This is a genomic window from Larkinella punicea (assembly GCF_003334855.1).
Classification (GTDB): Bacteria; Bacteroidota; Bacteroidia; order Cytophagales; family Spirosomataceae; genus Larkinella; species Larkinella punicea.
Genome location: NZ_QOWE01000007.1, coordinates 14,907 through 41,798 on the forward strand (window position 1 = coordinate 14,907; position 26,892 = coordinate 41,798).

The window sequence follows — 26,892 nt, forward strand, 5'->3', positions numbered from 1 at the left end:
ATTATGAGACTTTTATTATTCTTCTTCCTTTTTATCTCTGTTGCGTCGCTGGCCCAAACGCCGAAGTACATCATTGGCAAAGTGCTGGACCAGGAAACCGGCCGGGGTGTGACCAACGCCAGTGTCATCAACAAACGTTCACTGGCTGTCGGACGCACCAACCAGATTGGCAATTACTACCTCCAGGTAAAACCGGGTGATTCGGTGGTTATCACCAGCCCAACCCACGGGCGGATGGCTTTCCTGTGGGACGGAACCACGCAACAGCCCATCATGCGAATCAAGCGGCAACTGGCGGATAACGTCATCGAACTGGCGGAGGTAACCGTACGGGGCAAGCAGGAAGCCGAACTCAAGCGGGAACTCGAAATCCTGCTCGCGGAGCCGGAAGCCAAACGCGGGGTATCGGGAGAACAGGTGCTGGACCGGGTGGCTTCCGGTTCGGTGATTACGCTTCTCTACGAAGCCTTCAGCAAGCGGGCCAAATCGGATCGCAAAGCGCTGGTGCTGATGCAGGAAGACCGTCGGCACAAACTGGCGTCGTACCGCTTCGATTTGGTGGCCGGCCGGGCTACCGATCTGGTGGGGGATGAACTCACAAAATTTAAGGATTTCTGCCGCTTCGACGATATGTTCGTCCTGCAATCCAGCGAGTACGAATTGACCTTCGCCATTTTACAGCGATTAAAGGAATTTAAGCGGTAACTACTACAGGCGGGGATCAGGATTCCTAGAAATTCGAAGCCATTGGAGGGTAAGTAAAATCACTTACCGGAAACAAAAAAGCCATGCGGGATTTCCCTCATGGCTTTCTGATTTACTCAACGTTATGAAAAACTTTTCTTTTCGATGCAAATATATACTATTAGTTATAATATAAAATCCAAAAAGGTTAAAAAAATTTTACATGATCAATTTATCCCACATTACGCGCTCACAATCAACTTATTAAACAACTTGCAAAAACCGACAATTAGTATTAAAAATAAGTACTAATACTCATTATTAGTCAGCCACTATGGAGCCATCGCGAATTGTAAGCCTTCGGTCGGCCATGTTGGCCAGCAAATCGTTGTGCGTTACAATCACGAATGTCTGTCCCAACTCATCCCGCAGCCGAAAAAAGAGCTTGTGCAGTTCCTCGGCATTGTGCGAATCGAGGTTACCACTGGGTTCGTCGGCAAAAATAATAGCAGGGTTGTTGATCAGCGCCCGGGCCACCGCCGTCCGTTGTTGCTCCCCTCCTGATAATTGAGACGGCAAATGGTGCTTCCGGTCACTCACTCCCAGAATATTTAATAATTCTTCGGCGCGCGCCCTCACCTTTTTGTCCTCATGCCCAGCAATATAGCCCGGCAAACAAACATTTTCCAGGGCCGAAAATTCGGCCAGCAGGTTGTGAAACTGAAACACAAAACCGATCCGTTCGTTCCGAAACCGGGCCATTTCTTTTTCATTCAGGCTAAAAACATTCTTTTCAGCCAGCGTTACCTGGCCGGAATCAGGCCGGTCGAGCGTACCCAGGATGTGGAGGAGCGTACTTTTTCCGGCTCCGGAAGCGCCAACGATCGAGACGATTTCGCCGGCTTGAATACTTAAATTAATTCCTTTCAAAACGGGCAAATCGCCGTGGGAACGAGTCAGGTCAACTGCTTTCAGAAGCGGTTCCATAAGAGAATGATTGATGTCAGATTTACCGTTTCTGGTGTAGCGCAACGAAGTTCATATCACATGTAAATTGAAACTCACGACCCGAAACTCAGAACTATAACAGATTAATTTGTTAAGTTTACCGCGAAAATAGCTTTTTTTTCACCATTCCTTGTTTCGCTCAATATGAACATTCACGAGTACCAGGGTAAAGAGATATTAAAAAACTACGGTGTCCGTGTTCAGGAAGGGATCGTAGCCGAATCACCCGAAAAGGCCGTTGAAGCCGCCAAGCTGATCATGGCGCAAACCGGTTCCAAGTTTGTAGTGATCAAATCTCAGATCCATGCCGGCGGTCGCGGAAAAGGCAAAATCCGGGGTTCAGAGCAACGCGGAGTCCAGTTGGCCAAATCGGTCGACGATGTTCGGGATATTTCGAAGAATCTGATCGGTAACGTCCTGATTACGCACCAAACCGGCCCTGAAGGTAAAAAAGTAAACAAAGTGCTGGTTGCACAGGACGTTTACTACCCGGGCGCTTCTGAACCGAAAGAATATTACATCGGTATTCTGCTCGACCGGGCAAAGGCCTGCAACGTCATTATGGCCAGCACCGAAGGCGGTATGGACATTGAGGAGGTAGCGGAACATACGCCCGAAAAAATCTTCAAGGAATGGGTCGATCCGGCCATCGGGTTGCAACCTTTCCAGATCCGGAACATCGCTTTCGCGCTGGGTTTGCAGGGTGAAGCCTTCAAAGAAATGGTAAAATTCATCGGATCGCTCTACAAAGCGTATGCCGAGACGGATTCGTCCATGTTTGAAATCAACCCGGTTTTGAAAACGTCGGACAACAAAATTCTGGCCGTCGATGCGAAAGTCAATCTGGATGACAATGCGCTGTATCGTCACCCCGATCTGATCCACCTCCGCGACATTACGGAAGAAGACCCACTGGAAGTGGAAGCCACGGCCAATGACTTGAACTACGTCAAACTGGATGGAAACGTCGGCTGTATGGTCAACGGAGCCGGTCTGGCAATGGCTACGATGGACATCATCAAACTGTCGGGTGGCGAACCGGCCAACTTCCTCGATGTGGGGGGGGGAGCCAATGCCAAGACGGTGGAAGCCGGTTTCCGGATCATCCTGAAAGACCCGAACGTCAAAGCGATTCTGATCAACATCTTCGGCGGTATCGTTCGTTGCGACCGCGTGGCGACGGGTGTTGTGGAAGCCTACAAAGCCATCGGCGACATTAAAGTGCCGATCATCGTTCGTCTGCAAGGTACGAATGCGGAAGAAGGCGCGCGGATCATCGACGAATCGGGCCTGAAAGTATTCTCAGCCGTTCAGTTGAAAGATGCGGCTGCACGGGTGAAGCAGGTGCTGGAAGATATGGGTGAGTAAGTTATTTCGCTGAGTTAAGCGGAGAAAAAAAGAGGTAAGCGAAGAAGAATAACTTTCTCTGCTTACCTCTTTTTTTCTCCGCTTAACTCAGCGAAATAACCTTTTCTTTATCTTTTATAATACTTCATCGCGTCGGGCATTTGTTTTTCCAGATCGCGAATCCGGCGCTCGTCAGATGGGTGGGTAGACAGGAATTCAGGCGGTTTTTGACCCGATCCGGCTTTAGCCATCCGACCCCAGAAATTGACGGCTTCCTGCGGATTGTAGCCCGCCATCGCCATAAAAATCAACCCCAGTTTATCGGCTTCGGATTCCTGCGCCCGGCTGTGGGGCAGCGCACGGCCTACCTGATACGCAATCGGCAGGCCCGCTCCAACGGCCTGCAACAACAGCGCGTTGGTTTGGCTCCGCTGGTTCTGCGACAACGATCCCAGCACCAACTGCCCGCCCTGCATCAGACCATTTGCCAGCAAGCCTTCACTCATGCGTTCATTCCCGTGTTCGGCAATGGCGTGTGACACTTCATGCCCCATGACGGCGGCAACACCGGCTTCATTTTGGGTGTACTTCAGGATACCGGTGTAGAAGGCCACTTTCCCGCCCGGCATACACCAGGCATTCACCTGAGGGCTTTCAATCAGGTTAAATTCCCACTGAAAGCCCTTCAAGCGGTCGCTGAGGTTGTTGGCTGCCATATACGATTCGACGGATTTCTGAATCCGGCTACCTACCCTTTTGATCATATCTTCCTGCCCACCGGAACGAACCACTCTACTCGTGTCCAACACTTCTTTATAGTTCGTAAAACTCAGCGGCAGCATTTGCGCATTCGGAATTAATACCAGTTGATTCCGGCCCGTAAGCGGAACTTTCTGACAGGCAATGACGAGGCCAAGCAGTAACATGGCCATTATCGCTCTTTTCATGGTTGAATTATGATAGTGTTTATATTGAGACGCCAAAACTACCTATTAGAGACTGTTGAGGGCCTCACTTTGTTCATTTTTTTTGATAAGCTTGCGGTTGAGCCGTCTTTCCTGTTTAGATTTGTGCCAGCAGAAAAAGTTTAAAGCGCATGAAAATCATTGCCGTCGGGCGGAATTACGCCGAACACATTAAGGAGCTCAACAACGAACAACCCGAAGATCCGGTTATTTTCACCAAACCCGAGACGGCTATTCTGCGCCCCGGTGACCCGTTTTTCTATCCCGATTTTTCCACCGACGTTCATTATGAAGTGGAGATTCTGGTTCGGATTAGCCGGACGGGAAAAAACATCGAGCAGAAGTTTGCGCACCGCTATTACGACGAAATCGGCATTGGGGTCGACTTTACGGCGCGCGATCTGCAATCGAAACTGAAAGCCAAAGGGTTGCCGTGGGATTTGGCCAAAGGCTTCAACGGTTCGGCGCCCATGTCGACGTTTATACCCAAAACGGATTTCCCAGATTTGCACAACCTGAATTTTCGGCTCGACGTCAACGGCGAAACCCGGCAGACGGGCAATACGTCGATGATGTTGTTTCAAATCGATTACCTGATTTCCTTCGTTTCAACCTATTTCATGTTACTCCAGGGCGACATCCTCTTCACCGGAACCCCGAAAGGCGTTGGCCCCGTACACATCGGCGACAAACTGACGGCTTATATCGAAGACCGGAAAATGCTAGAATTTGATGTCAAATAGTGAATCGCCAAGGCCGAGGGATTATGGTAGAAATAGTGAGAAGTAAGCTGGTGCAATGGTTCCTTTCCGTCATTTTTCTGTTTGTTTACGCAGCAGGTTGGAGTCAAATTCGCGATAAACACATTCTGAAGGCCGTTCAACCCGGTTATTTTCTGTTTCCCATCATGCCCGGTGAAGCCAATTCGCTTTCGGGTGGTTTAGGCGATCTTCGCCCTAATCACTTTCATGCCGGCATCGACATCCGGACGGCCCAACGCGAAGGCCTGGAGGTGTATGCAGCCGCCGATGGTTACATCTCGCGGATTGCGGTTTTTACCGGCGGGTACGGCCACGTCATCTTTATCAAACACCCCAACGGCCTGACCACGGTTTATGGGCATTTGAAAACCTTAAACGATACGCTCGCTCAGTTTCTGCGGGCCGGGCAATACAAAAAGCAGTCGTTTGAGATCGATCTGCGCCCGGAACCGAACCAGTTTCCGGTGAAAAAAGGTGAAATCATTGCCTTATCGGGGAATACCGGCGGCTCCGGCGGGCCGCACTTACACTTTGAAATCCGTGACGACAAAAACAACCTGCTAAACCCCTTGTTGTTTGGTTTTCAGGAAATTGAAGACGAACTACCGCCTTTTTTTGAACGGATTGCGCTCCAGCCTTTAACCCCGTCGTCCCGCGTGAACGGACAAGCGGGTCGGCTAGCCCTCACTCCCATCCGTCGACCCAACGGCGATTGGGTGTTGACGCAACCGATTTCGGCGTCCGGTCTGCTGGGCCTGGAAGTGCTGGCGCACGACCGCACGTCGGGCTCACCCTTCAAAAACGGATTGACCTGCATTGAAATTCAGTTGGATAACCGGGAAGTATTCGCCTACAACATGAATAACTTCCCGAACGAGGAAACCCGGCTGATCAACCTGCATATGAACTACGGTATCGAGCAGTTGACGGGCCAGCGTTTTCACCGCTGTTACATCGCGGATGGCAATACGCTGGATTTGTACCGGTTTGATCAGACACGCGGCAAATTACCGCTATTTGACGGTCAACCTCATGAAGTAACCATAACGTTATACGACTGCACCCAGCATACAACCACACTCCGGTTTACGGTCAATCCCGAAGCCGAAAATTCGGCCATTGGCAAACTGACACCGAGCAAATTACCCACCACGCTGTTCAGTTCGGTGGAAGAAAATACCCTGATCATTCGGGCGCGGAATTTTCCAACGGCGACGGCTCCGACGGCTCAGGTATACCTGAGCGGTGCCACGCTGGAACTCCCCTCGCAGTATGTCCGGGCCAATGAAGCGTACTACGTCATTGATTTACAGAAACATCTGCCGGATTCTGTTCAGATTGGCAAAAACGTACTGCCCCTGAATTTTAAAAAACGGATTCTTCCAGGACAAGCCAGTACTTACACGGATTCGGCAATTACCGTTACCTTCCCGTCCGAAAGTTTGTACGACACCCTTCATCTGGCGGTTTCGCATGGCGGTAACCGGGTGTCGATCAACCAGGGAACGATTCCGTTGAAGGATTTTTTCGAGGTCAGTTTTCTGCCGACCGAACCGCTGGAAAATTCCGGAAAAACCCACATGTATCTCGTGAACGGGAACCGCAAGTCGTACGTCGGCGGTTTCTGGAAAGACAACCGGTTCATTTTCAAGGCCCGCCAGTTTGGTACCTTTCAATTGTTGACGGATCTAAAACCCCCGGTCGTAAAGATTTTACGCAAAGATTACAACGCGATTGTCGCCACGGTCAAGGACGATTTATCGGGGCTGGACACCATCCGGGCGTTGGTAAACGGCGAATGGATTCTGATGCAATACGACTATAAACGAGCGTTGATCTGGTCCGACAAGTTCGACCCGACCAAGCCGTTTGAAGGCACGCTGGTGCTGGAAGTGACGGACCGGGCGGGCAATCTGACGACTGTAACGGCCCAACTTCCACCGGCCCCCCGACCAATGGTGGTGGATTCAGCGGCTGTGTTGGAGAAGGAAAATTAGGGTTTGGCAGACAATGTGCATTTTTTGCCGTTACTTGCCAATCCGAAGACTGTAAACCTAAAAACTATGGCTCTCCAAATCGGCGACGCGGCACCCGACTTCGAAACCCGCGATCAGAATGGCAACCCCGTCCGTCTGTCGGATTTCCGGGGCAAAAAAGTCGTTCTGTATTTTTATCCCAAAGACGACACGCCCGGTTGTACGGCGGAAGCCTGCAACCTCCGCGATAATTATCATTACCTGTTGAAAGCCGGTTATGAAGTGCTTGGTGTGAGTGTCGATGATGAAAAGTCGCACCAGAAGTTTATCAAAAAGCACAACCTGCCGTTTGCACTGCTGGCCGATACCGATCAAAAACTGGTGACAGCGTATGACGTCTGGCACGAAAAATCGATGTATGGCCGCAAATTCATGGGCATCGTCCGGACTACTTTCGTGATCGACGAAAACGGGATGATTTCGGACATCATTACCAAAGTCGATAACGAGAATCACACCGAGCAGATTTTAAAATAGAAGTGAGATTATAGACATGAGAGTAGAGACCGTGAATGTCTTTATTCTCTTGTCTCAACTCTTTTATCTGAACATGGAAATCGAACAATTACAACACATTGCCACGCAGGTCCGGCGCGATATTGTCCGGATGGTACACGCTGTCAATTCCGGTCACCCGGGTGGTTCGCTGGGCTGCACCGATCTTTTGGTCGCCCTGTATTTCGACGTCATGCGCCTGAAACGCGACGAGCAGGGCGCGGCAATTTTTGACATGAATGCCACCGACGAAGACGTTTTTTTCCTGTCGAATGGCCACATCTCCCCGGTTTTTTACAGCGTTCTGGCGCGGTCGGGTTACTTCCCGGTTTCGGAACTGGCCACGTTCCGCAAGCTGGACAGCCGCTTGCAGGGACACCCGGCCACGGCGGAGCACCTGCCCGGTATCCGGATTGCTTCCGGTTCACTGGGTCAGGGTTTGTCGGTGGCCTGCGGGGCGGCTTTTGCCAAACGGCTGAACGGCGACGACAAACACGTGTATGTGCTGATGGGCGACGGTGAGCAGCAGGAAGGCCAGGTTTGGGAAGCCGCTACGTTTGCGCCCCACCACAAACTCGGCAACCTGACGGCCATCATCGACTTCAATGGACAGCAAATCGACGGGCCGACCAAGCTGGTGATGGACAACCGGGATCTGGGTGCCAAATACCGCGCTTTCGGCTGGAACGTCACTGAGATGAACGGCAATGACATGAGCGACATCATCAAAACCCTAAAAGAGTCGAAGACGGATGCTGAAGTGCCGACCCTGATTCTGATGAAAACCGAAATGGGCTACGGTGTCGATTTCATGATGGGAAGCCACAAATGGCACGGTGTTGCGCCCAACGACGCGCAACTGGCCACCGCCCTGAACCAACTCGTCATCACGGCAGGGTCAGCCGATTATTGAGCATGAAGATCAAGCGTCTGGTCATCGAAAATTTCAAATCCATCGAACGGATTGAGCTCATCGAGCCCAATCCGTTCACGGTATTCGTCGGCCCTAATGGGTCGGGGAAATCGAATATTTTCGAGGCTTTGGAGTTTGCGAATGCCATAGCTAAAAATGATCCTTTCAGTACTGTTCGACTTTTTGGTGGACCCCAAAGTGTTATTAATCAAAAAACTTTAGGCAGAAATTTCAACCTAAATGTAGAATTTGATATATCTATTCTCCCTGAGTATCACGTTCGTTTATTTTATTCTGAAGATTATACACATGTTAGAGGATCTTCATCAGGCATGCCAAATGAGCTTGTTAAAGATGCTTTTTTTGAGAAAGATGCTAATGCTGATTTAATATACAAGCAGTTTCATTTTAACTTTTCTAGACTATTTGTAAGAAATATTAATCTACAAAAATTCCCGTATCAAGATAATGAATCACTTAGTTTATCTGCTGACAATCTTGAAAAAGTGCTAAAAAGGATACTTGAGGTCGAAACTTTAAAAGAAGAGATAGACGATTGGCTATCCTTGTTTATCCCTGGTTTTGAATCTATAACAATTCATTCCGATACAATAAGTGGCAACGATTCACTCTTGTTAAAAGACAAGCATATTGATAAGCCGTTTAACAAAAGCCTAATTTCTGACGGTACATATAACATTATTGCTTTACTAACTGCTATTTATCAAAGTAATGAACCTCAATTTTTGTGCATTGAAGAACCTGAAAATGGGCTTAACCCAAAAGTTGTAAGAGAGCTAGTTAATCTTTGCCGATACGCTTGTGAAGAAAAAGGTCACTTTATCTGGTTAAATACGCACTCTCAAACTTTAGTTTCTAAGCTTGAACCAAAAGAGCTTATTTTGGTCGACAAAAAAAAGGGGTCAACACAAGTCAAGCAATTCACAGGAGAAAGCTTTTATGGACTTCGCATGGATGAAGCCTGGTTAACTAATGCTCTTGGAGGTGGGCTTCCGTGGTAAAAGCAGGATTCATTTGTGAAGGTGAAACAGAAACTATTATAGTTCGGTCGGACGCGTTCCAAAACTTGCTGAATAATTTAGGAATTGAATGTATTGATTCTGTTATAGATGCATCAGGGGCGGGGAATTTGCTACCTCAGAATATAGAAGATTTTCGTCAAAGCCTGATTGATTCCGGTGCCAATCAAATTTTTATATTGACCGATTTAGATGATAATGTTTGTATTACCTTGACGAAAAAACGGATTACTGAACGTCTAAATCAAACAATTATAGTTTCAGTAAAAGAAGTAGAATCTTGGTTTTTAGCTGATTCTACTGCAATGAGCAAACTACTTAAAGATTCATTTTCATTCGAAAATCCCGAAAGCCAGGAAAACCCCTTCGATTACATAAAGAAGTTAATGTTGATAAAAACCGGGGCAGGCTGCGGTAGTAAAGTTAATCTTGCCAACAAAATGATTCGACGCGGCTTCTCCATCGAAAATGCCGCTTCCCACCCCAACTGCTCCAGTGCGAATTACTTTTTAACTAAATTGCAATCGCTTAGACCATGAAGAAATACACCTATACCGAAAAAAAAGACACCCGCTCCGGTTTTGGTGCGGGCATCCTTGAACTGGGCCGCACCAATCCGAACGTCGTCGCCCTGACCGCCGATCTGGCCGGGTCGCTCAAACTGGAAGGTTTTATCAAGGAATTTCCGGAACGCTACGTACAGTGCGGAATTTCGGAGGCCAACATGATCGGCGTTTCGGCGGGGTTGACCATTGGCGGAAAGATTCCGTTTGCTACGACTTTCGCCAACTTTGCCACGGGCCGGGTGTATGACCAGATTCGGCAGTCGGTTTGTTATTCGAACAAAAACGTCAAAATCTGTGCTTCCCACGCTGGTTTAACGCTGGGCGAAGACGGCGCAACGCACCAGATACTGGAAGATATCGGCATGATGAAAATGTTGCCGAACATGACGGTTATCAACCCCTGCGACTTCAACCAGACCAAAGCCGCCACCATCGCCATTGCCGAGCACGAAGGCCCGGTTTACCTGCGGTTTGGCCGCCCGGTGGTGCCGATTTTCACCCCTGCCGATCAGAAATTCGAAATCGGGAAAGCCATTGTGCTGAATGAGGGACCGGATGTTTCCATTTTTGCGACGGGTCACCTGGTTTGGGAAGCCATCAAAGCCGGTGAAATGCTGGCCGAACAAGGAATTGAAGCCGACATTATCAATATTCACACCATAAAACCGTTTGATGAAGAGGCCGTTCTGGCTTCCGTTCGCAAAACCCGGTGTGCGGTTTCGGCCGAAGAACACCAGTTGAACGGCGGTTTGGGCGACAGTGTCGCGCAGACTTTGTCCCGCAACTATCCCGTTCCGCTCGAAATGATTGGTGTACACGACAGTTTCGGAGAAAGTGGAACGCCCGACCAGTTGATGCAGAAATACGGCCTGACCGCCGGGAAAATTGTTGAAGCCGCCAAACGAGCCATAGAAAGAAGAGTCGTTTAAAGTTTAAAGTTTAAGTTTAAAGATGAACCGGAAAGCGATTCCGATTTACACTTTATACCTTAAACCTTTGAACCTTAAACTTTAAACCAGCGTATGACTGACGAGGAACTCCTGCAAAAATACCGCGATCCGCAAAGCCGGAATTATGCCTTTAACCTGATGGTACGCCAGTATCAGCAGAAAATTTACTGGCATATCCGGAAGATGGTGATCGACCACGATGATGCGGATGATCTGGTGCAGGAGACCTTTATCAAAGTCTGGAATTCGCTGGAGAACTTCCGGGGCGATTCGCAGTTGTATACCTGGATTTACCGGATTGCGACGAACGAATGTTTGAATTTTCTGAATAAAAAACGCCGTCGGTTCTTCCTGCCTATTGGCGACGTGGAAGGTGAATTGATGGAAAAACTGGAAAGCAATTCTGACTATGTGACCTCCGGCAATGACCCGTCGGGCGAAGAAATTCAGATGAAGCTGCAAAAAGCGTTGCTAAAATTACCTGATAAACAACGCCTTGTCTTCAACATGAAGTATTTCGATGATATGAAATATGAAGAAATTTCCGAAATTACGGGGACGTCGGTGGGTGCCCTGAAAGCATCGTATCACCTGGCCGTTAAAAAAATTGAAGATTATCTGAATACCAATTAAACCCGATACAGGCTTGCTTGTCAAACCGTTGTGCCTTTAAGACAATGGAACCGAAAAAACCAATACGACTTGACGAATTAGACCGGCAGAATCCGCTGCGGCAACTGCCGTTTACGACGCCGGACGGCTACTTCGATACGCTCCCGACCCGGATACAGGCTGAAACCGCCCGCCGGTCACACCGTTTCACGATCAGTTGGTCGTGGCAACGCTCCCTGTCTACGCTGGCCGGGGCCGGTTTTGTGGCGGCTTTGGTATGGTTTACGTACCCGGAAAAGCAGGATTCGCTGGAACCCGAACTGTTGAGCAAAGTGAGCACCGAATCAGTGGTAGATTATTTGCAGGATCAGGATATCTATCTGGAAGATTATTCAGACCTGATCAAAACCCATGATATGCCCAATGATTCGACGCTGATTCATGAATTGCACGTTTCGCCGGAATCCATCCAACAACTGATTGAAGAAGACGGAACTGCAGCCATTTGATTATGATCGATCGTTTATTTTTAACCATTCCTATGAAATCGTTCACCCGCTTACTGATTTTGTTCTTTGGCTTGCTGCTGACTTTACCGGCTGCCGCACAGAATCAGGATCGTCAGAAAATAGAAAGTGCTAAAATCGGGCTGATTACCAACCGCTTGAATTTAACCACGGAGCAGGCTCCCCAATTCTGGCCCATCTACAACGAATACAGCGACCGGCGGAGGGATATTTCCCGGCAACTGCGCAAATCGAGCAAGCCCGGTGGCAACGAAGCGATCAGCGAGTTAAACGAATCCGTCGAACTCAAACAGAAGCTGGTTGATCTGGAAAAAGAATACAATGCCAAATTTTTGCGCGTGATTACGGCTCAACAGCTTCAGGAGCTTCACAATACCGAGCGGATGTTCAATAAAATGCTGATTGACCGGGTCAGTAACCCCAATTAATATTTGTTGTGCATTGCACGACGCACTCTTTGCTATACTACAACTACGACAAGCCCGACCAGATTGGCCGGGCGTTGTGTTTTCTAATCGACAAAATACATGTCAATCTTTCCCTTGTTTTTCGCATCGATTTTGCCCCGGTGCCGACACTGAAAATGATCTTTGATGTGTTCGTAGGTCGTGCCCGACACATTCACTTTCCCTACCTCGCCGTGCTGCTCCATGCGGGCGGCCGTGTTGACGGTATCTCCCCAAATGTCGTAGGCGAATTTTTTAAGCCCGACAATCCCGGCCACGACGGAGCCGGAATGAATCCCGATCCGAAAATCGAAAAAGGGCAGATTGGTGGCCTCCCGTTCGGTTCGGGTCTGTTCCATAAAGGCGCGAATTTCCAGCGCGGCTTTTACCACTTCCCGCGCATTGTCGGCGTAAGGCACCGGTAAACCGCCCGCGCACAGGTACGCATCGCCAATGGTTTTGATTTTCTCGATGCGGTAGTTGCTGATGATGTTGTCGAACGACCGAAAGTAAAAGTCGATCTGATTCACCAGGGCTTCGGGTGTCATGTCTTCACCATGTGCCGTAAAATTCTGAATATCAATAAACAACACCGTTACTAAATCGAAAAAGTGCGGAGTCGATTTTCCTTTTAGCATAATCTCTTCGGCAATTTCGGACGGCAGAATGTTCAGCAACAACTCGTCGGATCGTTTTTTTTCCGCTTCAATCTGCTGATTTTTTGCCTGAAGCTGGTTCAATGCGGTATTCTTTCCATTCTCGAAAACCAGCACAATGATGAAGCAAATAATGATCAATCCAATTAGACTGCTGGCATTAAAACTCAACTCCCAGGATGTATCGTAGTACATTTCCATTACGGTCCCATTGGCGGCCAGTAACCATAGAACAAGTGAAAACAGACAGTTGTAAATCAGGCAAATAACCGCATTTCGCTGACCGGCAACCAGTAGAATCACCATTGGGGAAGAAATGAGCCACGGGTGCGCTGGCGAATACGCTCCTCCACTGAAGAGAATGATGCTGTGAACCGTGATGGCACCCACGATGCTATAGCCATTGGCCACCCACTGAAAAGGCCGGGTGCGCAGTTGATACAGCAAAACAAAATACAAAATACCGAACACAAACATACCGGACACCCCCGGTATAAACGAAAACCGGATGGAATCCAGCGAGTAATAAAAGGCAAAGACTCCGGTAATGAAACAGGTGTAAGCCAGCAGTTTATACCGACGTAAGGTGATCTCGTCGGAGAAGGCTTCGGGAGGAATAAATCCGTAGATGTAGTCCTGGAGTCGCTTCATCATGGCTTACCGAAACAAGTAGTAACAAATCACGTAGGCCAGCCAGATCCAGGCACCCTGAGCAAGCCCCAGGCCAATGGCATCAGACCAGCCCGACCGGTTGTTGATTCGCCGGAAAAAAACCGGCAACAACGTGCAGATGACACCCTCTCCCACGATAATGTATAACGGAGCACTCCCAATCATCTGGCAATGAACATAATACCACCAGCCCGCATCTTTAGCCCAGTGTTCCATGAGCGGAATGATCGACAAACCCAGCAAGGCTGCGGCCAAAACCGCCAGTCCCATCGGCTTCCAGGTGCTGACGAGCCAGCCCAGATAACCGATCTGAACCAGAATAACGGCCCAGGCAAACGGCATGTATAATGGTGATCGGATGAGCATGGGTTCATTGTTTGGGTAAATCAACGTCCCCGTTGCATCCACCAGCCACCAGTCTGCCAGCAGTTCGCCAACGCCCGCAATCAGACCGAAGAGCAGCAGTTTCCGCAGAAACAGATCGTGGTAGAGCCAGGCAAACAAAACCAGAACCGCATAGGTGCCATAGGCCAGCCAGGCCGCCGACTGCCAGCCCAGCCGGTAGCGGTCGCTGACAATGCCGATGCCCAGCACCAGGCCCAGTGTTAGCAGAATGAAATAGGTTCGGATGCGTTGGTGATGTCGGGTAACCGGTAGCGAAATCATAGAAAAGGTCGTTTGACCACGACTTTCATTTTTTGAAAAATAGCGTTTGCTGTGGCCACCGTCTGCACGGTTTTGGGCACGTCGGAATGCCATTTCAACCCTTTCCGGTACCGGATTTTATCGAACCACCGGAATGGTAACAACAGGAACGGTTCGTGCAAATCCCAGAGTGTACACAACGGAGCATTTGAACCGGAACGTTTAATGATGTTGTTGACGGCCCGCCGGGCAGCTTCGTTGGCGCCTTCCATCGAAGCCAGATCGGTAAAGGTTTTTACGTAGTCGGAAGCCAGAAACAGGTTGGGAATTTCGGTATAGGCATTGGGGCGCAGGTCCCAGGTGTTGGTTAAGTTCACCAATAGTTTTTCGGTATTCTGCACCGCTATGCCATTTTTTTCGACGATATCCGAATCGATGTAATACGTCACCAAACGTTCATCGTGCAGGAGAACCTTACCCTCGACGTTGAAACTTTTCTTCAATTGGGCCCAGACTTCATCTTTAATTTCGGCGAAGGTGCATTGCTGAGCGGTTTTGCCGTACAGAATCCCCGGTGTTTCCCAGTCCGAGACATCGACCGACAAAACGGTTTTCACTGTACCGTCGCCGTAACCGCTGACCTCAAAATCACCCCAGAACTGGAGTTGGGAAATCGCCGTCAGCGCCCAGGGTGTATCGACGCAGATGATATGGCCGTCGATGATGTCTACCTGATCGGATAAGTAAAACTGAATCCCGTTCATCCAGTCGACGTTGTTGGCCAGCGTTCGGATATTATCCAGACAAGCGTCCTTATACAGCATGTTCTCGTTCACAAGCGGGGCCATCGCTTCGACCGGCATGGCCGAAATGTAGTAATCGCCCTGAACGGTTTTCCGATTGCCCTCCGCATCCTCGACAACAACGCCCGTGATGGTCTTTTTGTCGCAAAGAAACTCAACGGTCTCCTGCCCTTTTTCGTAGTATACCCCTTTTTGTACGAGGTAATCATACCACGGATTGAGCCACACGTCATTGGTCGGGCCGTTGAGAACGCGGTCGACCTGAATTTCCGGATTCAGCAAATCGAACACGAGCTGAATCAGAATATCGCCCCCGGTTTTCGTACTGGCTTTACGGGCTTTTGCGGCCACCAACGTCCGGGTCAATCCATTCACAAACAGGGCTTTATAAGCATCGCTATGATCGTCGGCTTCCGTAAACTCCCACCAGCCGATGCTTTCGTAATCGTCCAGCCGACGGGTTTTGCAACTCGTCATGAGTTGCCAGAGCTTGTGCGCCATCAACTTCGACTCGCCCGGTTTCAGCCCCGTATGGGTTTTGAAGATGTCATCATAGATCACTTCCAGATCAGCGAGCGAGGTTGGAAATTTGCTCAGGGCAATAATGGGTGCCTGATCGAACCGGGCCATCATCATTTTATTGCTCTGCACCAGGTTATCAAATACGCCCCGCTTGTTGGCTTTCCCGGTTTTCGGGTTTTTGAAGGGAATCCGCTTCATGGTGTCGGTAATGTGCCGGTAGAATCCGGGGAAAAACCGAAAACCGTGTTCGCCGGGGAGCGGCAGACGTCCACCGCTGGCACTACCGGGAACATTCACGCTGCGGGCTTTTCCGCCCACATAATCGAGTTTCTTTTCGTATACTTCAACCGCAAATCCCCGTTCGATCAATTCATGGGCCGCACTCATACCGGCTACTCCTCCGCCGAGAATAACTACCTTTGGACTCATAGCTTTACAATAATTTGGGTTTAGGGAAAGCGGGTAGTATATAAATTGGAAAAAAACCAATTTATACTTAAAATAGGTCCTCCGCAATAAGATAATTAAAATATTACCGTTTGCCTACTAATAGTCACTTGTAATGAATATTCAGACAGATGTTGACAACCGTACCAATTTGTAGTACGTTTGATTTATCACCCGTTATTAGCCTGTATTCGATGAATCTGCGGAAAGCCGAGGAGTTTATCCTTGCTAAATTGAAGCGCGATCTTTCGCCCACCCTGTATTACCACGGTCTTCATCATACCCTGGATGTGGTTGATGCGGTTTCTAAACTGGCACAGGCAGAGGATGTTACCGACACGGAATCGCTGACGTTGCTGCGAACAGCCGCGCTTTACCATGACTGCGGTTTTATCACCACCTACCAGGGCCACGAGGCTGAGGGGTGCCGTTATGCCCGCGAAACACTCCCGCAGTTTGGCTACCTTTCCGAGCAAATCGAGCAGATTTGCGGGATGATCATGGCAACCAAAATACCGCAAAACCCGCAGAATCTGTTCGAGGAAATCCTGTGTGATGCGGATCTGGATTACCTGGGCCGGGCGGACTTCGACCCGATTGCCAGCTCGCTTTTTGAAGAATTGAAAGAGCGGAATTTTATTCGCGACGAGGCCGCCTGGAACCGGATTCAGGTCAGTTTTCTGGAAAGCCACCACTATTGGACCAAAACCGCAACGGCTTTACGGCAGACCAACAAACAAGAGCGGCTGAATAATTTGAAAGAAATTGTCAGCCATTATTCGGTATGACCGACATGGTTTGGATTTTCTCGTTTTGCAGCCGGATGCGTTGACACAGAATCCGCATCATGTTCCGCAACACTTCCTCGCGCTCTTCCATCAGGTCGTAAAAATCTTCGTGGTCGATGCGGAATAACAACACGTCGGAGGCCACAACCGCCGAAGCTGAGCGCGGTTCGGTGTCGAGCAAAGCCAGTTCACCAAACACATCACCCCTCCCGAATTGCGCCAGCCGCTGCTGGCGGTCGAAAATATCGACCGTTCCCGAATAAATCACGAACATACAGTTCCCGATATCGCCTTTCTGAAAAATCGTCTGACCATCCTGGTACGTGACTTCTTTCATGATCGGCGCAATCGTACTCAGGATATTTTCGGGCGTATCGGCAAACAGCCGGGTATTTTTCAAAACAATAACCCGCTCAAAATCAGAAATGTGGGCTTCTGTTGATTTCATGTGTTGACTAGCTATCGTAGGATGATCGGCCAGCAATCGCTGGTACCATTCGGGGTGATTTTCCTTCACAACCTGCAAAACTCCATCGGCACTTTCCCGCAGCAGTTGAATCGGATGGTTGAGATACGGGCCTAACAAACGGGTGTTTGCCAGCGAGCGGGAGGTCCACCGGCGCAGGGCCACACTGATCGTCCAGGCCGAAAACATGGTTTCTCCCTGATGCAAGATGTACGTTAACAACGGCTCCTGCGAATGAAAAGGCTCCAGTTGCGCGTCGACCAGACGGACTTTTTCGGCCACCGGAACATCGTCGAGCAGGGCCTGTAGACACTGGTATACCACCCGGGGAATCAGGTTGTCGAGCATTTCCAGTGCATTCGCCCGCCGTTCCCGCGAAGCATGGTCAATCCCCGTCCGAACGCTGGCAATCACGTCGCGATCATACAGTTGCATAAGCAGAAAGAAAACCCGCTGCAAGAGCAGACCGATTTCATAATCGAGACAAGCCAGCAGTTCTTTGTCATTTTTATGGAGACTGCCGTGGAGCAGCCGTTGCGCCAGTTTCAGTTCTTCCTGCAAAACCGGGTAGTAAATCTCCGATTTGGTAGCAACACTTTCCAGATGACTCAACGCCCGCAAAGCGGCCATCCGAACCGTCAAATCGGGTTTGCCGACGAGCGTGGTCAATACGTGATGGCTTTCAGGAACCTTGATTTTTGCACAAACCGACGCAATCCGGCGAATCAGCAAGGTGTCGGATGACGCCAGAACGGCCTCTTCCAGAAACGGAACAGCCGCCGTTTGCATGTCGCTCAGGCTGCGGGCCGCGGTTCGCCAGTAGAGTTTGTCGGACAACAGGTTGACGAGTTGGCGGGTCAAAGCAGCATTTTGCATAACGCCAGCCGTTCGAATGGCGGCATTCACAACGGCAGAATCGGTGCTTTTTAGGGAGGCCGTAACCAGGTCGCTGCGCTGTTGCAGTTGAAGCCCCCGGATGATCTCCAAAACCGCCATTCGGTCGGCCGGATCGTTCGATATACTTAACTTCTCGAAACTTTCGGTAGCCAACTTCGTATACGGGCGGTTTTTCCAACTCCCCAGAATGGCCCCTTTGCGAGTCGTCAGCTCCGGGTGGTGCAGTAAATCCGCTACGCCTTTCGCATCCGCTTTTGGCAATCCCGCATACAACCGGCTGGCCAACGCCCGGATCGCCGGTTCGGGATCCTGAAGCGCCAGACGGTAAACAAGCGGGGCGTCAACGGGAAATTTCAGGTCGATAAACGATTCCAGCGCAAACCGGCGAACCGGCAATTCAGCATGACTGAGGAGCATTACCGATGCGTCGGACAGTTTTTCCGGGTGGTGCGTTTTCAGCCAGTTCATGGCGTTGATGACCTCCTCGACCCGCGCGCTTTCCAGATTCGTCAACACCAGATTCAACACCTCTTCGGGTGCGGCCAGCTCGTTCGTTTCCAGAAACCGCCGGCTCAAAGCTGACTTCAGTTCATTCAGGTAGTTTTGATAGGTCCGTCGGAGCAGTAGGAAAGCCACCAGCGTACCGATGCCCATCCAGACAAACAGCACCCATTCATTCAGTTCCGGATAGGCATGAAACGCGTAAATCATAACCCCGGCCAGGGCCATCCCGAGCGGTTCGTAATAGCCTTTGACAAGGGTGTGGCCGTGGAGCCGTTGCTGGGTCGTCAGCGGCTGGAAAAGCACCAGAAAAACCGGATCGAACAGCGAACGGCGCATGACCTCAAACGTCAGATATAGCGCACAATAGTACAACAGCCAGGTCGGTTCGCTAACGTCCAGCACCCAGACAATCCAGAAAACGATCACGCCAACCAGGGCCGTGATCGGCAATAATTGCAGCGAACGCCGGATACCCAGTCGGTCGAGCGCCTGTCCCGAGATGATCACCTTCACGACCATGGCGATCAAATACGTCAACGCCAGGACCTTACTCAGGTATTGCAGCAGCGAGGTAGTCGAGTGGATTTTGTATTTGACGTTGATAAAAAAAGCATATTCCACGCTGGCGGCCACCGTTGCCACCGCCACCAGACTCAAACACATCGAGGTGATCAAACGGCTGTTGCCGAATAAATGCTCGACAATCAGCGATTGGTTGGGCTGACGAACCCGCGAAGAACCGTGCGTCGCGTGAACATCGTGGGAATGATAGGTGAGCCGCAGGATGTAGATGGCCGCCAGAAAGGAGCCGAAAGCCACAATCAGCAGGAAAAACATATCGGTATGGGCGTGAACCAGAGCGGCCAGAATGGCTCCCATTGCCTTGGCAGGCATATCACCCGAACTGATGACACTGAACAACCGCTTGCTTTGCCGGACATCGAACACCACCGCCGAAACACCCCAGAACTCCAGATTCGTGAGGAGATAGATCATCCGGAAACCAACCATGATTGCAATGGACGACCACACGGAATGCCCCGCCAGAACCAGCACATCGATGATGAATGTCAGGATGATAACCGCCCACAAAACCCGGACGGCCAGCGTTCGAAGGGCCAGGAGATGCTCGTAATGTGCGTACAATTTCCCGACAATCATCATCGCAATCGCGGAACCGATGTAGGCGATGGGCAGACTGGTCTCGGGGTGATTTTCAAGCAAAATGACGTTCGCCGAAACGTAAACCAGGATCGTCCCAATGCCGAGAAAAAAGTTGTGTAAGAAAAATAACCAGACTGTTCGAACTTCATGATGGCGTACACCAATCGAACGGTAGAACTTTTGAGCTGGCGACATGCCGGTTTTAAAACTTGCTAATGATAATCAATAATACTGCTTTTCCGCCATTCTGCCTACTTTTACACGACAATTTGCAATTTGATCATGGTATCGCAACAATCCAATAATCCATACCTGCCCCGCAACCCTATCCGCATCGTTACGGCGGCTTCTTTGTTCGACGGCCACGATGCCGCCATCAATCTCATGCGCCGGATCATGCAGGCATCCGGTGCCGAAGTGATCCATTTGGGTCACAACCGGTCGGTGGCCGAAATTGTCGACTGCGCCATTCAGGAGGATGTGCAGGGCATTGCCGTCACCTCCTACCAGGGTGGACATGTCGAATTCTTTAAGTATATGATTGATTTACTTCGGGAACGAAAAGCAGCTCATATCAAGGTATTTGGCGGTGGCGGTGGCACCATTTTACCCGCCGAAATAGACGAGTTGCACCACTATGGCGTGACCCGGCTCTACTCGCCGGACGATGGGCGAACGATGGGGTTACAGGGCATGATCAACGACTTGCTGGAACACTGTGATCAGCCAACCGGAACGGCCGACCACCTGGCGAAGCTGAACGGGCAACTGGCTTCGCTCGCCCAAACCAAAGATGTTAACCTGATCGGGGAATTGATTTCGGTGGCGGAAAATGAACCGGCTTTGTACGAAAAAATCGACCAGCCGTTTCCACATACCGATCGCGGTTTTGTCCCGGTTTTGGGGATCACGGGAACCGGTGGCGCGGGCAAATCGTCCCTGGTTGATGAACTCGTTCGGCGGTTTCTGCTGACGATTCCCGACAAAACCATCGCCATTATTTCCGTCGATCCGTCGAAACGCAAGACCGGGGGTGCCCTGCTGGGCGACCGCATCCGGATGAATGCGATCCACCCCGATCTGGCAGCCGGCCGGGTGTATATGCGCTCCCTGGCAACCCGTCAGGCCAACCTGGCTTTGAGTAAACACGTTCGGAATGCCATTGAAATCTGCCAGTGGGCTCAATTTGATCTGATCATCATCGAAACCTCCGGCATCGGGCAGTCGGATACGGAAATCACCGAGCACTCGGACGTCAGTCTGTATGTCATGACGTCTGAATACGGCGCAGCCACCCAACTGGAAAAAATTGACATGCTCGATTTTGCCGATGTCATCGCCATCAATAAGTTCGACAAACGCGGGTCGTTGGACGCGATGCGGGATGTCCGCAAACAATACCGCCGAAATCACGCAGTTACCAATCCCGGCATTTGGGAACTCCCGGACGATGAACTCCCTATTTTCGGAACGATTGCTTCCCAGTTCAACGATGCCGGCATGAACGCCCTGTTCTCGAAACTGATGCAGCTCGTTCAGCAAAAAACCGGGAATCATTTTCTGAATCAGGTTCTTCTTACTCAATCACACACTTCGCCCTCGGCCATCATTCCGGCCGAACGGGTTCGATATCTAGCCGAAATTGTCGAGACCAGTGGTCAGTACGATGCCTTCGTGAACGAGCAGGTCGCGATTGCCCGGAAGATGTATCAAATCAACGGGGTATTGAAAACCCTGTCTTCTGAAACCCTGTCAGGGTCTCCGACCGTACGACGGCCCGGCGCTGACAGGGTTTCAGAAGACAGGGTTTCACCATCCCTCCAAGCCCTCTATACCGACTTTGAAAACCGCCTTCACCACGATTGCCGGCGACTTTTGGAAGGCTGGCCGGCCCTGAAGCAGAAATACCGGGCGGACACCTACCAGTATCAGGTTCGGGATAAAACGATTCACCAGAATCTGTTTTCGACCTCCCTGTCCGGTTTGCGAATCCCAAAAATCAGTTTGCCGACCTACGAAGACTGGGGTGACATCCTGCATTGGCTGCTGACCGAAAATGTGCCGGGCGAGTTTCCCTATGCCGCCGGAGTCTTCCCGTTGAAGCGCGAAGGCGAGGACCCCGCGCGGATGTTTGCGGGCGAAGGCGGACCGGAGCGGACGAATCGACGGTTTCACTACGTCTCGAAAGGCATGCCTGCCAAACGGCTTTCCACCGCGTTTGATTCGGTGACGCTCTACGGCGAAGACCCGGATTACCGCCCCGATATTTATGGCAAAATCGGCAACTCCGGCGTCAACATCTGTACCCTGGACGACGCCAAAAAGCTCTACAGCGGTTTTAACCTCTGCGACCCGGCCACGTCGGTTTCCATGACCATCAACGGCCCCGCTCCCATGCTACTCGGTTTTTTTCTGAATGCCGCCATCGACCAGCAGTGTGAGTTGTATTTGCGACAAACCGCCCCCCGGCCTCCTGAAGGGGGAGTGGAAACCGTCGGAGCAAACTCCCCCTTCAGGGGGCCGGGGGGTAAAGTCGCTTATCAGGGCGAATTACCGGACGGCAATACGGGTTTGGGATTGCTGCTGCTGGGAACCACCGGCGATCAGGTTCTGCCGAAAGAGGTGTATGAAAAGATTAAGGCGGACACGCTGCGGCAGGTGCGGGGAACCGTTCAGGCGGACATTCTGAAAGAAGATCAGGCGCAGAACACCTGTATTTTTTCGACGGAATTTGCCCTGCGGATGATGGGTGACATTCAGCAGTATTTCACCGACCAGCAGGTTCGCAACTTTTATTCCGTCTCCATCTCGGGCTACCACATTGCCGAAGCCGGTGCCAATCCGATCTCGCAATTGGCCTTCACGCTTTCCAACGGGTTTACGTTCGTGGAATACTACCTCGCCCGTGGTATGAAAATCGATGATTTTGCGCCCAATCTGTCGTTCTTTTTTTCCAACGGCATGGACCCGGAATATTCGGTGCTGGGACGCGTGGCCCGTCGCATCTGGGCGAAAGCGATGAAATACAAATACAAAGGCAACGAGCGTTCGCAAAAGCTGAAATACCACATTCAGACTTCCGGCCGGAGTTTGCACGCGCAGGAAATTGCGTTCAACGACATCCGCACCACCTTGCAGGCCCTGAGCGCGTTGTCGGACAACTGCAATTCCCTGCACACCAACGCCTACGACGAAGCCATCACAACGCCCACCGAGGAAAGCGTTCGGCGGGCGATGGCCATTCAGTTGATCATCAACAAGGAATTTGGTCTTTCCCGACACGAAAACCCCTTGCAGGGCTCCTTCAGTATGGAAGAACTCACGGATCTGGTCGAACAGGCGGTTTTGAATGAATTCCGCAGTCTGAACGAGCGCGGTGGCGTGTTGGGCGCAATGGAGCGCATGTACCAGCGCAGTAAAATTCAGGACGAGTCGATGGTGTATGAAATGCAGAAACACAGCGGCAAACTCCCCATCATCGGCGTCAACACGTTTCTGGATCCCAACGGTTCGCCCACCCGCATCCCACAGGAAGTCATTCGTTCGACCGACAACGAGAAACGATACGCCATCGAATCCCGGAAAGCGTTTCAGGAACGAAATCGCGAAGCGGCCAATGTAGTGTTGAAACACGTACAACAAACCGCATTGGCCAACGGCAACATCTTTGAAGCCCTGATGGAGGCCACCAAAGTTTGCTCGCTGGGCCAACTGTCGCGGGCGTTGTATGAAGTGGGCGGCCAATACCGCCGGAATATGTAAATGCAGCCTTTACCTGGTTGAAACCGAAAAAAAACATTTAACAACGGGCGGAGAGATTGGCGCGAAAAATGCGAAGGCTCGGTAGATGTTTCAAAAACCCGCACCTGCTTTTGTCTGGCAAATCGCTCTTTTTTCAACTGATGATCAATAAACCATCACCTGTTGATGCGTTTTTTTAGAGAAAGGAATAAAAAATAATGGCCAATCAATGACACCATTATTGGATGAGAATACTAATTTAAGGCGATCAATGACTTCATGGCAGTGTCATCGTTGACCTGATTTACCTGGAAATTTGCCGCAACACTGTACTTGAAGCTTCACAATGGGATACAACCTCAAGATGGAAAACAGCATCGAACGCGAACGCATTTATACCCGCGCCGATAACAAAGGGTGGAAGAAGTGGGGTCCTTATCTATCAGAACGCTCCTGGGGCACGGTTCGTGAGGATTATAGCGTCCACGGCAATGCCTGGGGGTTTATCACCCACGATATGGCACGCTCCCGGGCGTATCGCTGGGGAGAAGACGGAATTGGTGGGCTTTCCGACAACAAAGGCCACGTTTGTTTTGCCCTGGCTTTCTGGAATCACAAGGATAGCATCATCAAGGAACGGCTTTTTGGTCTGACCGGCCCGGAAGGAAACCACGGAGAGGATGTGAAGGAGATGTACTATTATCTGGATAGTACGCCCACCCATTCTTACATGAAAATGCTGTACAAGTATCCCCAGCAAGCGTTTCCGTATACCCGTCTGGTCGACGAAGCCCGGCACCGAAACCGCCTGCAACCCGAATTCGAGCTGGTCGATACCGGTATTTTTGACGCCAACCAGTATTTCGACATTTTCATCGAATATGCCAAAAATGACGAAAACGACATTCTGATCAAAATTACCGCCCACAACCGGTATACGGAGGCTGCAAAACTCACGATGCTGCCCACACTCTGGTTCCGCAATACCTGGTCGTGGGGCTATGAACAGTATGCTTACAAACCCATTCTGAACGGCATTGCCACCACCCAGATTGCGGTCGATCATAAACTCCTGGGAAAATATAAACTGTATTGCGAAGACGCCGACGAGCTGCTGTTCTGCGAAAATGAAACCAATACGGAACGACTCTACGGCATTCCCAACGAGTCATTGTTTTGCAAGGACGGCGTCAACGATTATATCATCTCGGGCGATAAAAAATACGTCAATCCGAATCAGATTGGCTCAAAAGCCTCCGCCCGGTATGTCCGAACGATTCCGGCCGGCGAGTCCGTCACCATTCGGCTGCGGTTTAGTCAGGACACGCACAAAAGCCAGCCTTTCGCTGATTATGACGCCATTTTCGACCAACGGGTTCAGGAAGCGGACGATTTTTACGATCAGTTGCAAGCCAATGTGACCGATCCGGAATTGCGAATTATTCAACGGCAAGCCTACGCGGGCATGTTGTGGAACAAGCAGTTCTACTATTACAATGTGAACGAGTGGCTGAAAGGCGACCCCAAAATGCCCACGCCGTTTCATGGACGGGCCTACCAGCGCAATTCCGGCTGGCGGCATATGTATACTGCCAACATCCTGTCGATGCCCGATAAATGGGAATATCCGTGGTTTGCCGCCTGGGATCTGGCCTTTCACACCCTGACGCTGGCGCGACTCGATCCGCATTTTGCCAAACGCCAACTGGCGGTTATCCTGCGGGAGTATTACATGCATCCCAACGGACAGATTCCGGCCTACGAGTGGAATTTTGGCGATGTGAACCCGCCCGTCCATGCCTGGGCGACATGGAAAGTCTACGAGATCGACCGCGACATGAACGGTAAGGGCGATATCAACTTTCTGGAACGCGTGTTTCACAAACTGTTGCTCAACTTCACGTGGTGGGTAAACCGGAAAGACGTCAGCGGCAACAGCGTATTCGGGGGCGGCTTCCTCGGCCTCGACAACATTGGCGTGTTCGACCGCAGCCAACCCTTGCCGATGGGTGGCCACATCGAACAGGCCGACGGAACGGGCTGGATGGCCATGTATACGCTGAACATGCTGCGGATTGCCTGCGAAATTGCGCTGACCCGGCCGACCTACCAGGACATGGCCTCCAAGTTTTTCGAGCACTTCCTGCACATTGCGGCTGCCATGAAAAACCTGGGCGGACAGGGCATCAGCCTGTGGGACGAAGACGATCAGTTCTACTATGACGTGCTACACACGCCCGACAACGCGAGTATGCTGTTGAAAATTCGCTCGATGGTGGGTCTGATTCCGCTCTTTGCCGTCGAGATTCTGGACGATGACTTGCTGGAAAAACTGCCGGATTTCAAACGACGGGTCGAGTGGGTTCTGACCAACCGCCCGGATCTGGCGTCGATGATTTCGCGCTGGCACGAACCGGGAAAGGGCGCTACCCACCTCCTTTCGTTGCTCCGGGGTCACCGGATGAAAATGCTGCTCAAACGGATGTTCGACGAAACCGAGTTCCTGTCTGATTATGGCATCCGGGCGTTGTCGAAATACCACGGTGAAAAACCGTATGAGTTCAACCTGAACGGCGAGATTTTCTCGGTAAAATACGTTCCGAACGAATCGGAAACGAGTCTGTTCGGCGGTAATTCCAACTGGCGGGGGCCGATCTGGTTCCCGGTCAACTACCTGCTGATCGACTCCCTGCTGAAGTTTTATAATTACTACGGCGACGATTTCGAAATCGAATACCCGACCAATTCGGGTCAGGTCATGAGCATTAAGGAAGCGACGGTGTTGGTGGCCGAACGTCTGGTCAATATTTTCCGGCGCGACGAAACCGGTAAAATACCGGCTTACAATGGTTACAAAAAATACCAGGATGATCCGTATTTCAAAGACATGCACCTGTTCTTTGAATATTTCCACGGCGACAACGGCAGCGGCCTCGGCGCCAACCACCAAACCGGCTGGACCGGGCTGGTGGCCGACCTGATCGAGTTCCTGTATCAACACCGGCTTCAGAAAGAACCGGTTCATGCCAAAGTATTGTAATAAACGTAAAAAGCCGGTTTAGTGCCGGCTTTTTACGTTTTAGTAGCGGATGGAATTTCTACCGGCGATTCTCATTTGATTACAATTTAATACGTGCATATAAGATCAAATTCAATTTGTATTAATTGGGGTTCCCGATTCAAAACTACCCTAAAACTCAGTTTCCTGAATACTTTACTCAAACGTTTCTCAACGCC

The 26,892-nt window shown here is 50.6% G+C and carries 21 protein-coding genes; 15 read left to right on the forward strand and 6 right to left on the reverse strand.

From position 1 onward, the window contains the following. The first annotated feature begins 3 nt into the window (after window positions 1–3). Entirely contained in the window at window positions 4–705 is a 702-nt protein-coding gene (locus tag DUE52_RS09605) for a hypothetical protein (protein WP_133299802.1), read from the forward strand. 300 nt (window positions 706–1,005) lie between these two features. On the opposite strand, the gene DUE52_RS09610 is transcribed toward DUE52_RS09605, so the two are convergent. Continuing rightward, on the reverse strand, window positions 1,006–1,671 hold the full coding sequence (locus DUE52_RS09610) for an ABC transporter ATP-binding protein (RefSeq protein WP_114405793.1): 666 nt from the start codon (window positions 1,669–1,671) through the stop codon (window positions 1,006–1,008). A gap of 165 nt (window positions 1,672–1,836) precedes the next feature. Between DUE52_RS09610 and sucC the strand changes: the two genes are divergently transcribed. Next, window positions 1,837–3,060 carry an ADP-forming succinate--CoA ligase subunit beta gene (gene sucC, locus DUE52_RS09615; protein ID WP_114405794.1) on the forward strand — a complete coding sequence of 408 codons (1,224 nt, stop codon included), beginning with the start codon at window positions 1,837–1,839 and terminating at the stop codon, window positions 3,058–3,060. 107 nt (window positions 3,061–3,167) lie between these two features. On the opposite strand, the gene DUE52_RS09620 is transcribed toward sucC, so the two are convergent. Then, window positions 3,168–3,986 carry a M48 family metallopeptidase gene (locus DUE52_RS09620; protein WP_114405795.1) on the reverse strand — a complete coding sequence of 273 codons (819 nt, stop codon included), beginning with the start codon at window positions 3,984–3,986 and terminating at the stop codon, window positions 3,168–3,170. A 149-nt stretch (window positions 3,987–4,135) separates the two neighbouring features. Here DUE52_RS09620 and DUE52_RS09625 point away from each other — a divergent pair, with 149 nt between their 5' ends. The 10 genes from DUE52_RS09625 (at window position 4,136) to DUE52_RS09670 (ending at window position 12,332) form a co-directional block, all read left to right on the forward strand. Further along, window positions 4,136–4,747 (forward strand): fumarylacetoacetate hydrolase family protein, encoded by a 612-nt coding sequence (locus tag DUE52_RS09625; protein WP_114405796.1) that lies wholly within the window; start codon window positions 4,136–4,138, stop codon window positions 4,745–4,747. A gap of 50 nt (window positions 4,748–4,797) precedes the next feature. Then, window positions 4,798–6,762: a M23 family metallopeptidase gene (locus DUE52_RS09630; RefSeq protein ID WP_229312123.1), complete on the forward strand. Its 1,965-nt coding sequence runs from the start codon at window positions 4,798–4,800 to the stop codon at window positions 6,760–6,762. Between the two features lie 66 nt (window positions 6,763–6,828). Beyond that, window positions 6,829–7,278 (forward strand): thioredoxin-dependent thiol peroxidase, encoded by a 450-nt coding sequence (gene bcp / locus DUE52_RS09635; RefSeq protein WP_114405797.1) that lies wholly within the window; start codon window positions 6,829–6,831, stop codon window positions 7,276–7,278. A gap of 73 nt (window positions 7,279–7,351) precedes the next feature. Next, entirely contained in the window at window positions 7,352–8,209 is an 858-nt protein-coding gene (locus tag DUE52_RS09640) for a transketolase (protein ID WP_114405798.1), read from the forward strand. Window positions 8,210–8,211: 2 nt separating this feature from the next. Next, window positions 8,212–9,231 carry an AAA family ATPase gene (locus DUE52_RS09645; RefSeq protein ID WP_114405799.1) on the forward strand — a complete coding sequence of 340 codons (1,020 nt, stop codon included), beginning with the start codon at window positions 8,212–8,214 and terminating at the stop codon, window positions 9,229–9,231. A gap of 65 nt (window positions 9,232–9,296) precedes the next feature. Next, window positions 9,297–9,788, forward strand: a complete 492-nt coding sequence (locus DUE52_RS09650) for a hypothetical protein (protein WP_133299803.1) — start codon at window positions 9,297–9,299, stop codon at window positions 9,786–9,788. Next, on the forward strand, window positions 9,785–10,744 hold the full coding sequence (locus DUE52_RS09655) for a transketolase family protein (protein WP_114405801.1): 960 nt from the start codon (window positions 9,785–9,787) through the stop codon (window positions 10,742–10,744). Before DUE52_RS09650 ends, DUE52_RS09655 begins: the two co-directional genes overlap by 4 nt. A gap of 93 nt (window positions 10,745–10,837) precedes the next feature. Continuing rightward, a complete protein-coding gene (locus tag DUE52_RS09660) occupies window positions 10,838–11,398 on the forward strand; it encodes an RNA polymerase sigma factor (protein ID WP_114405802.1) in 561 nt (186 codons plus the stop codon). A gap of 44 nt (window positions 11,399–11,442) precedes the next feature. After that, window positions 11,443–11,886 (forward strand): hypothetical protein, encoded by a 444-nt coding sequence (locus DUE52_RS09665; RefSeq protein ID WP_114405803.1) that lies wholly within the window; start codon window positions 11,443–11,445, stop codon window positions 11,884–11,886. Window positions 11,887–11,918: 32 nt separating this feature from the next. Then, window positions 11,919–12,332 carry a hypothetical protein gene (locus DUE52_RS09670; protein WP_114406023.1) on the forward strand — a complete coding sequence of 138 codons (414 nt, stop codon included), beginning with the start codon at window positions 11,919–11,921 and terminating at the stop codon, window positions 12,330–12,332. Window positions 12,333–12,415: 83 nt separating this feature from the next. On the opposite strand, the gene DUE52_RS09675 is transcribed toward DUE52_RS09670, so the two are convergent. The 3 genes from DUE52_RS09675 to DUE52_RS09685 are packed head-to-tail and all read right to left on the reverse strand — an operon-like array spanning window position 12,416 to window position 16,077. Next, window positions 12,416–13,660 carry an adenylate/guanylate cyclase domain-containing protein gene (locus tag DUE52_RS09675; protein WP_114405804.1) on the reverse strand — a complete coding sequence of 415 codons (1,245 nt, stop codon included), beginning with the start codon at window positions 13,658–13,660 and terminating at the stop codon, window positions 12,416–12,418. A gap of 3 nt (window positions 13,661–13,663) precedes the next feature. After that, entirely contained in the window at window positions 13,664–14,344 is a 681-nt protein-coding gene (locus tag DUE52_RS09680) for a DUF6989 domain-containing protein (protein ID WP_114405805.1), read from the reverse strand. Beyond that, window positions 14,341–16,077 (reverse strand): hydroxysqualene dehydroxylase, encoded by a 1,737-nt coding sequence (locus DUE52_RS09685; protein WP_114405806.1) that lies wholly within the window; start codon window positions 16,075–16,077, stop codon window positions 14,341–14,343. Before DUE52_RS09685 ends, DUE52_RS09680 begins: the two co-directional genes overlap by 4 nt. Before the next feature lie 212 nt (window positions 16,078–16,289). On the opposite strand from DUE52_RS09685, the gene DUE52_RS09690 reads away from it, so the two are divergent. Next, complete coding sequence (locus DUE52_RS09690; protein ID WP_114405807.1) at window positions 16,290–16,883, forward strand: HD domain-containing protein; 594 nt, start codon at window positions 16,290–16,292, stop codon at window positions 16,881–16,883. On the opposite strand, the gene DUE52_RS09695 is transcribed toward DUE52_RS09690, so the two are convergent. Beyond that, entirely contained in the window at window positions 16,864–20,109 is a 3,246-nt protein-coding gene (locus DUE52_RS09695) for a cyclic nucleotide-binding domain-containing protein (protein WP_114405808.1), read from the reverse strand. The two genes, DUE52_RS09690 and DUE52_RS09695, sit on opposite strands and share 20 nt — an antisense overlap. Before the next feature lie 87 nt (window positions 20,110–20,196). Here DUE52_RS09695 and DUE52_RS09700 point away from each other — a divergent pair, with 87 nt between their 5' ends. Next, a complete protein-coding gene (locus DUE52_RS09700; RefSeq protein WP_114405809.1) occupies window positions 20,197–23,676 on the forward strand; it encodes a methylmalonyl-CoA mutase family protein in 3,480 nt (1,159 codons plus the stop codon). 325 nt (window positions 23,677–24,001) lie between these two features. Then, a complete protein-coding gene (locus DUE52_RS09705; RefSeq protein ID WP_229312124.1) occupies window positions 24,002–26,695 on the forward strand; it encodes an MGH1-like glycoside hydrolase domain-containing protein in 2,694 nt (897 codons plus the stop codon). Window positions 26,696–26,892 lie beyond the last annotated feature (197 nt).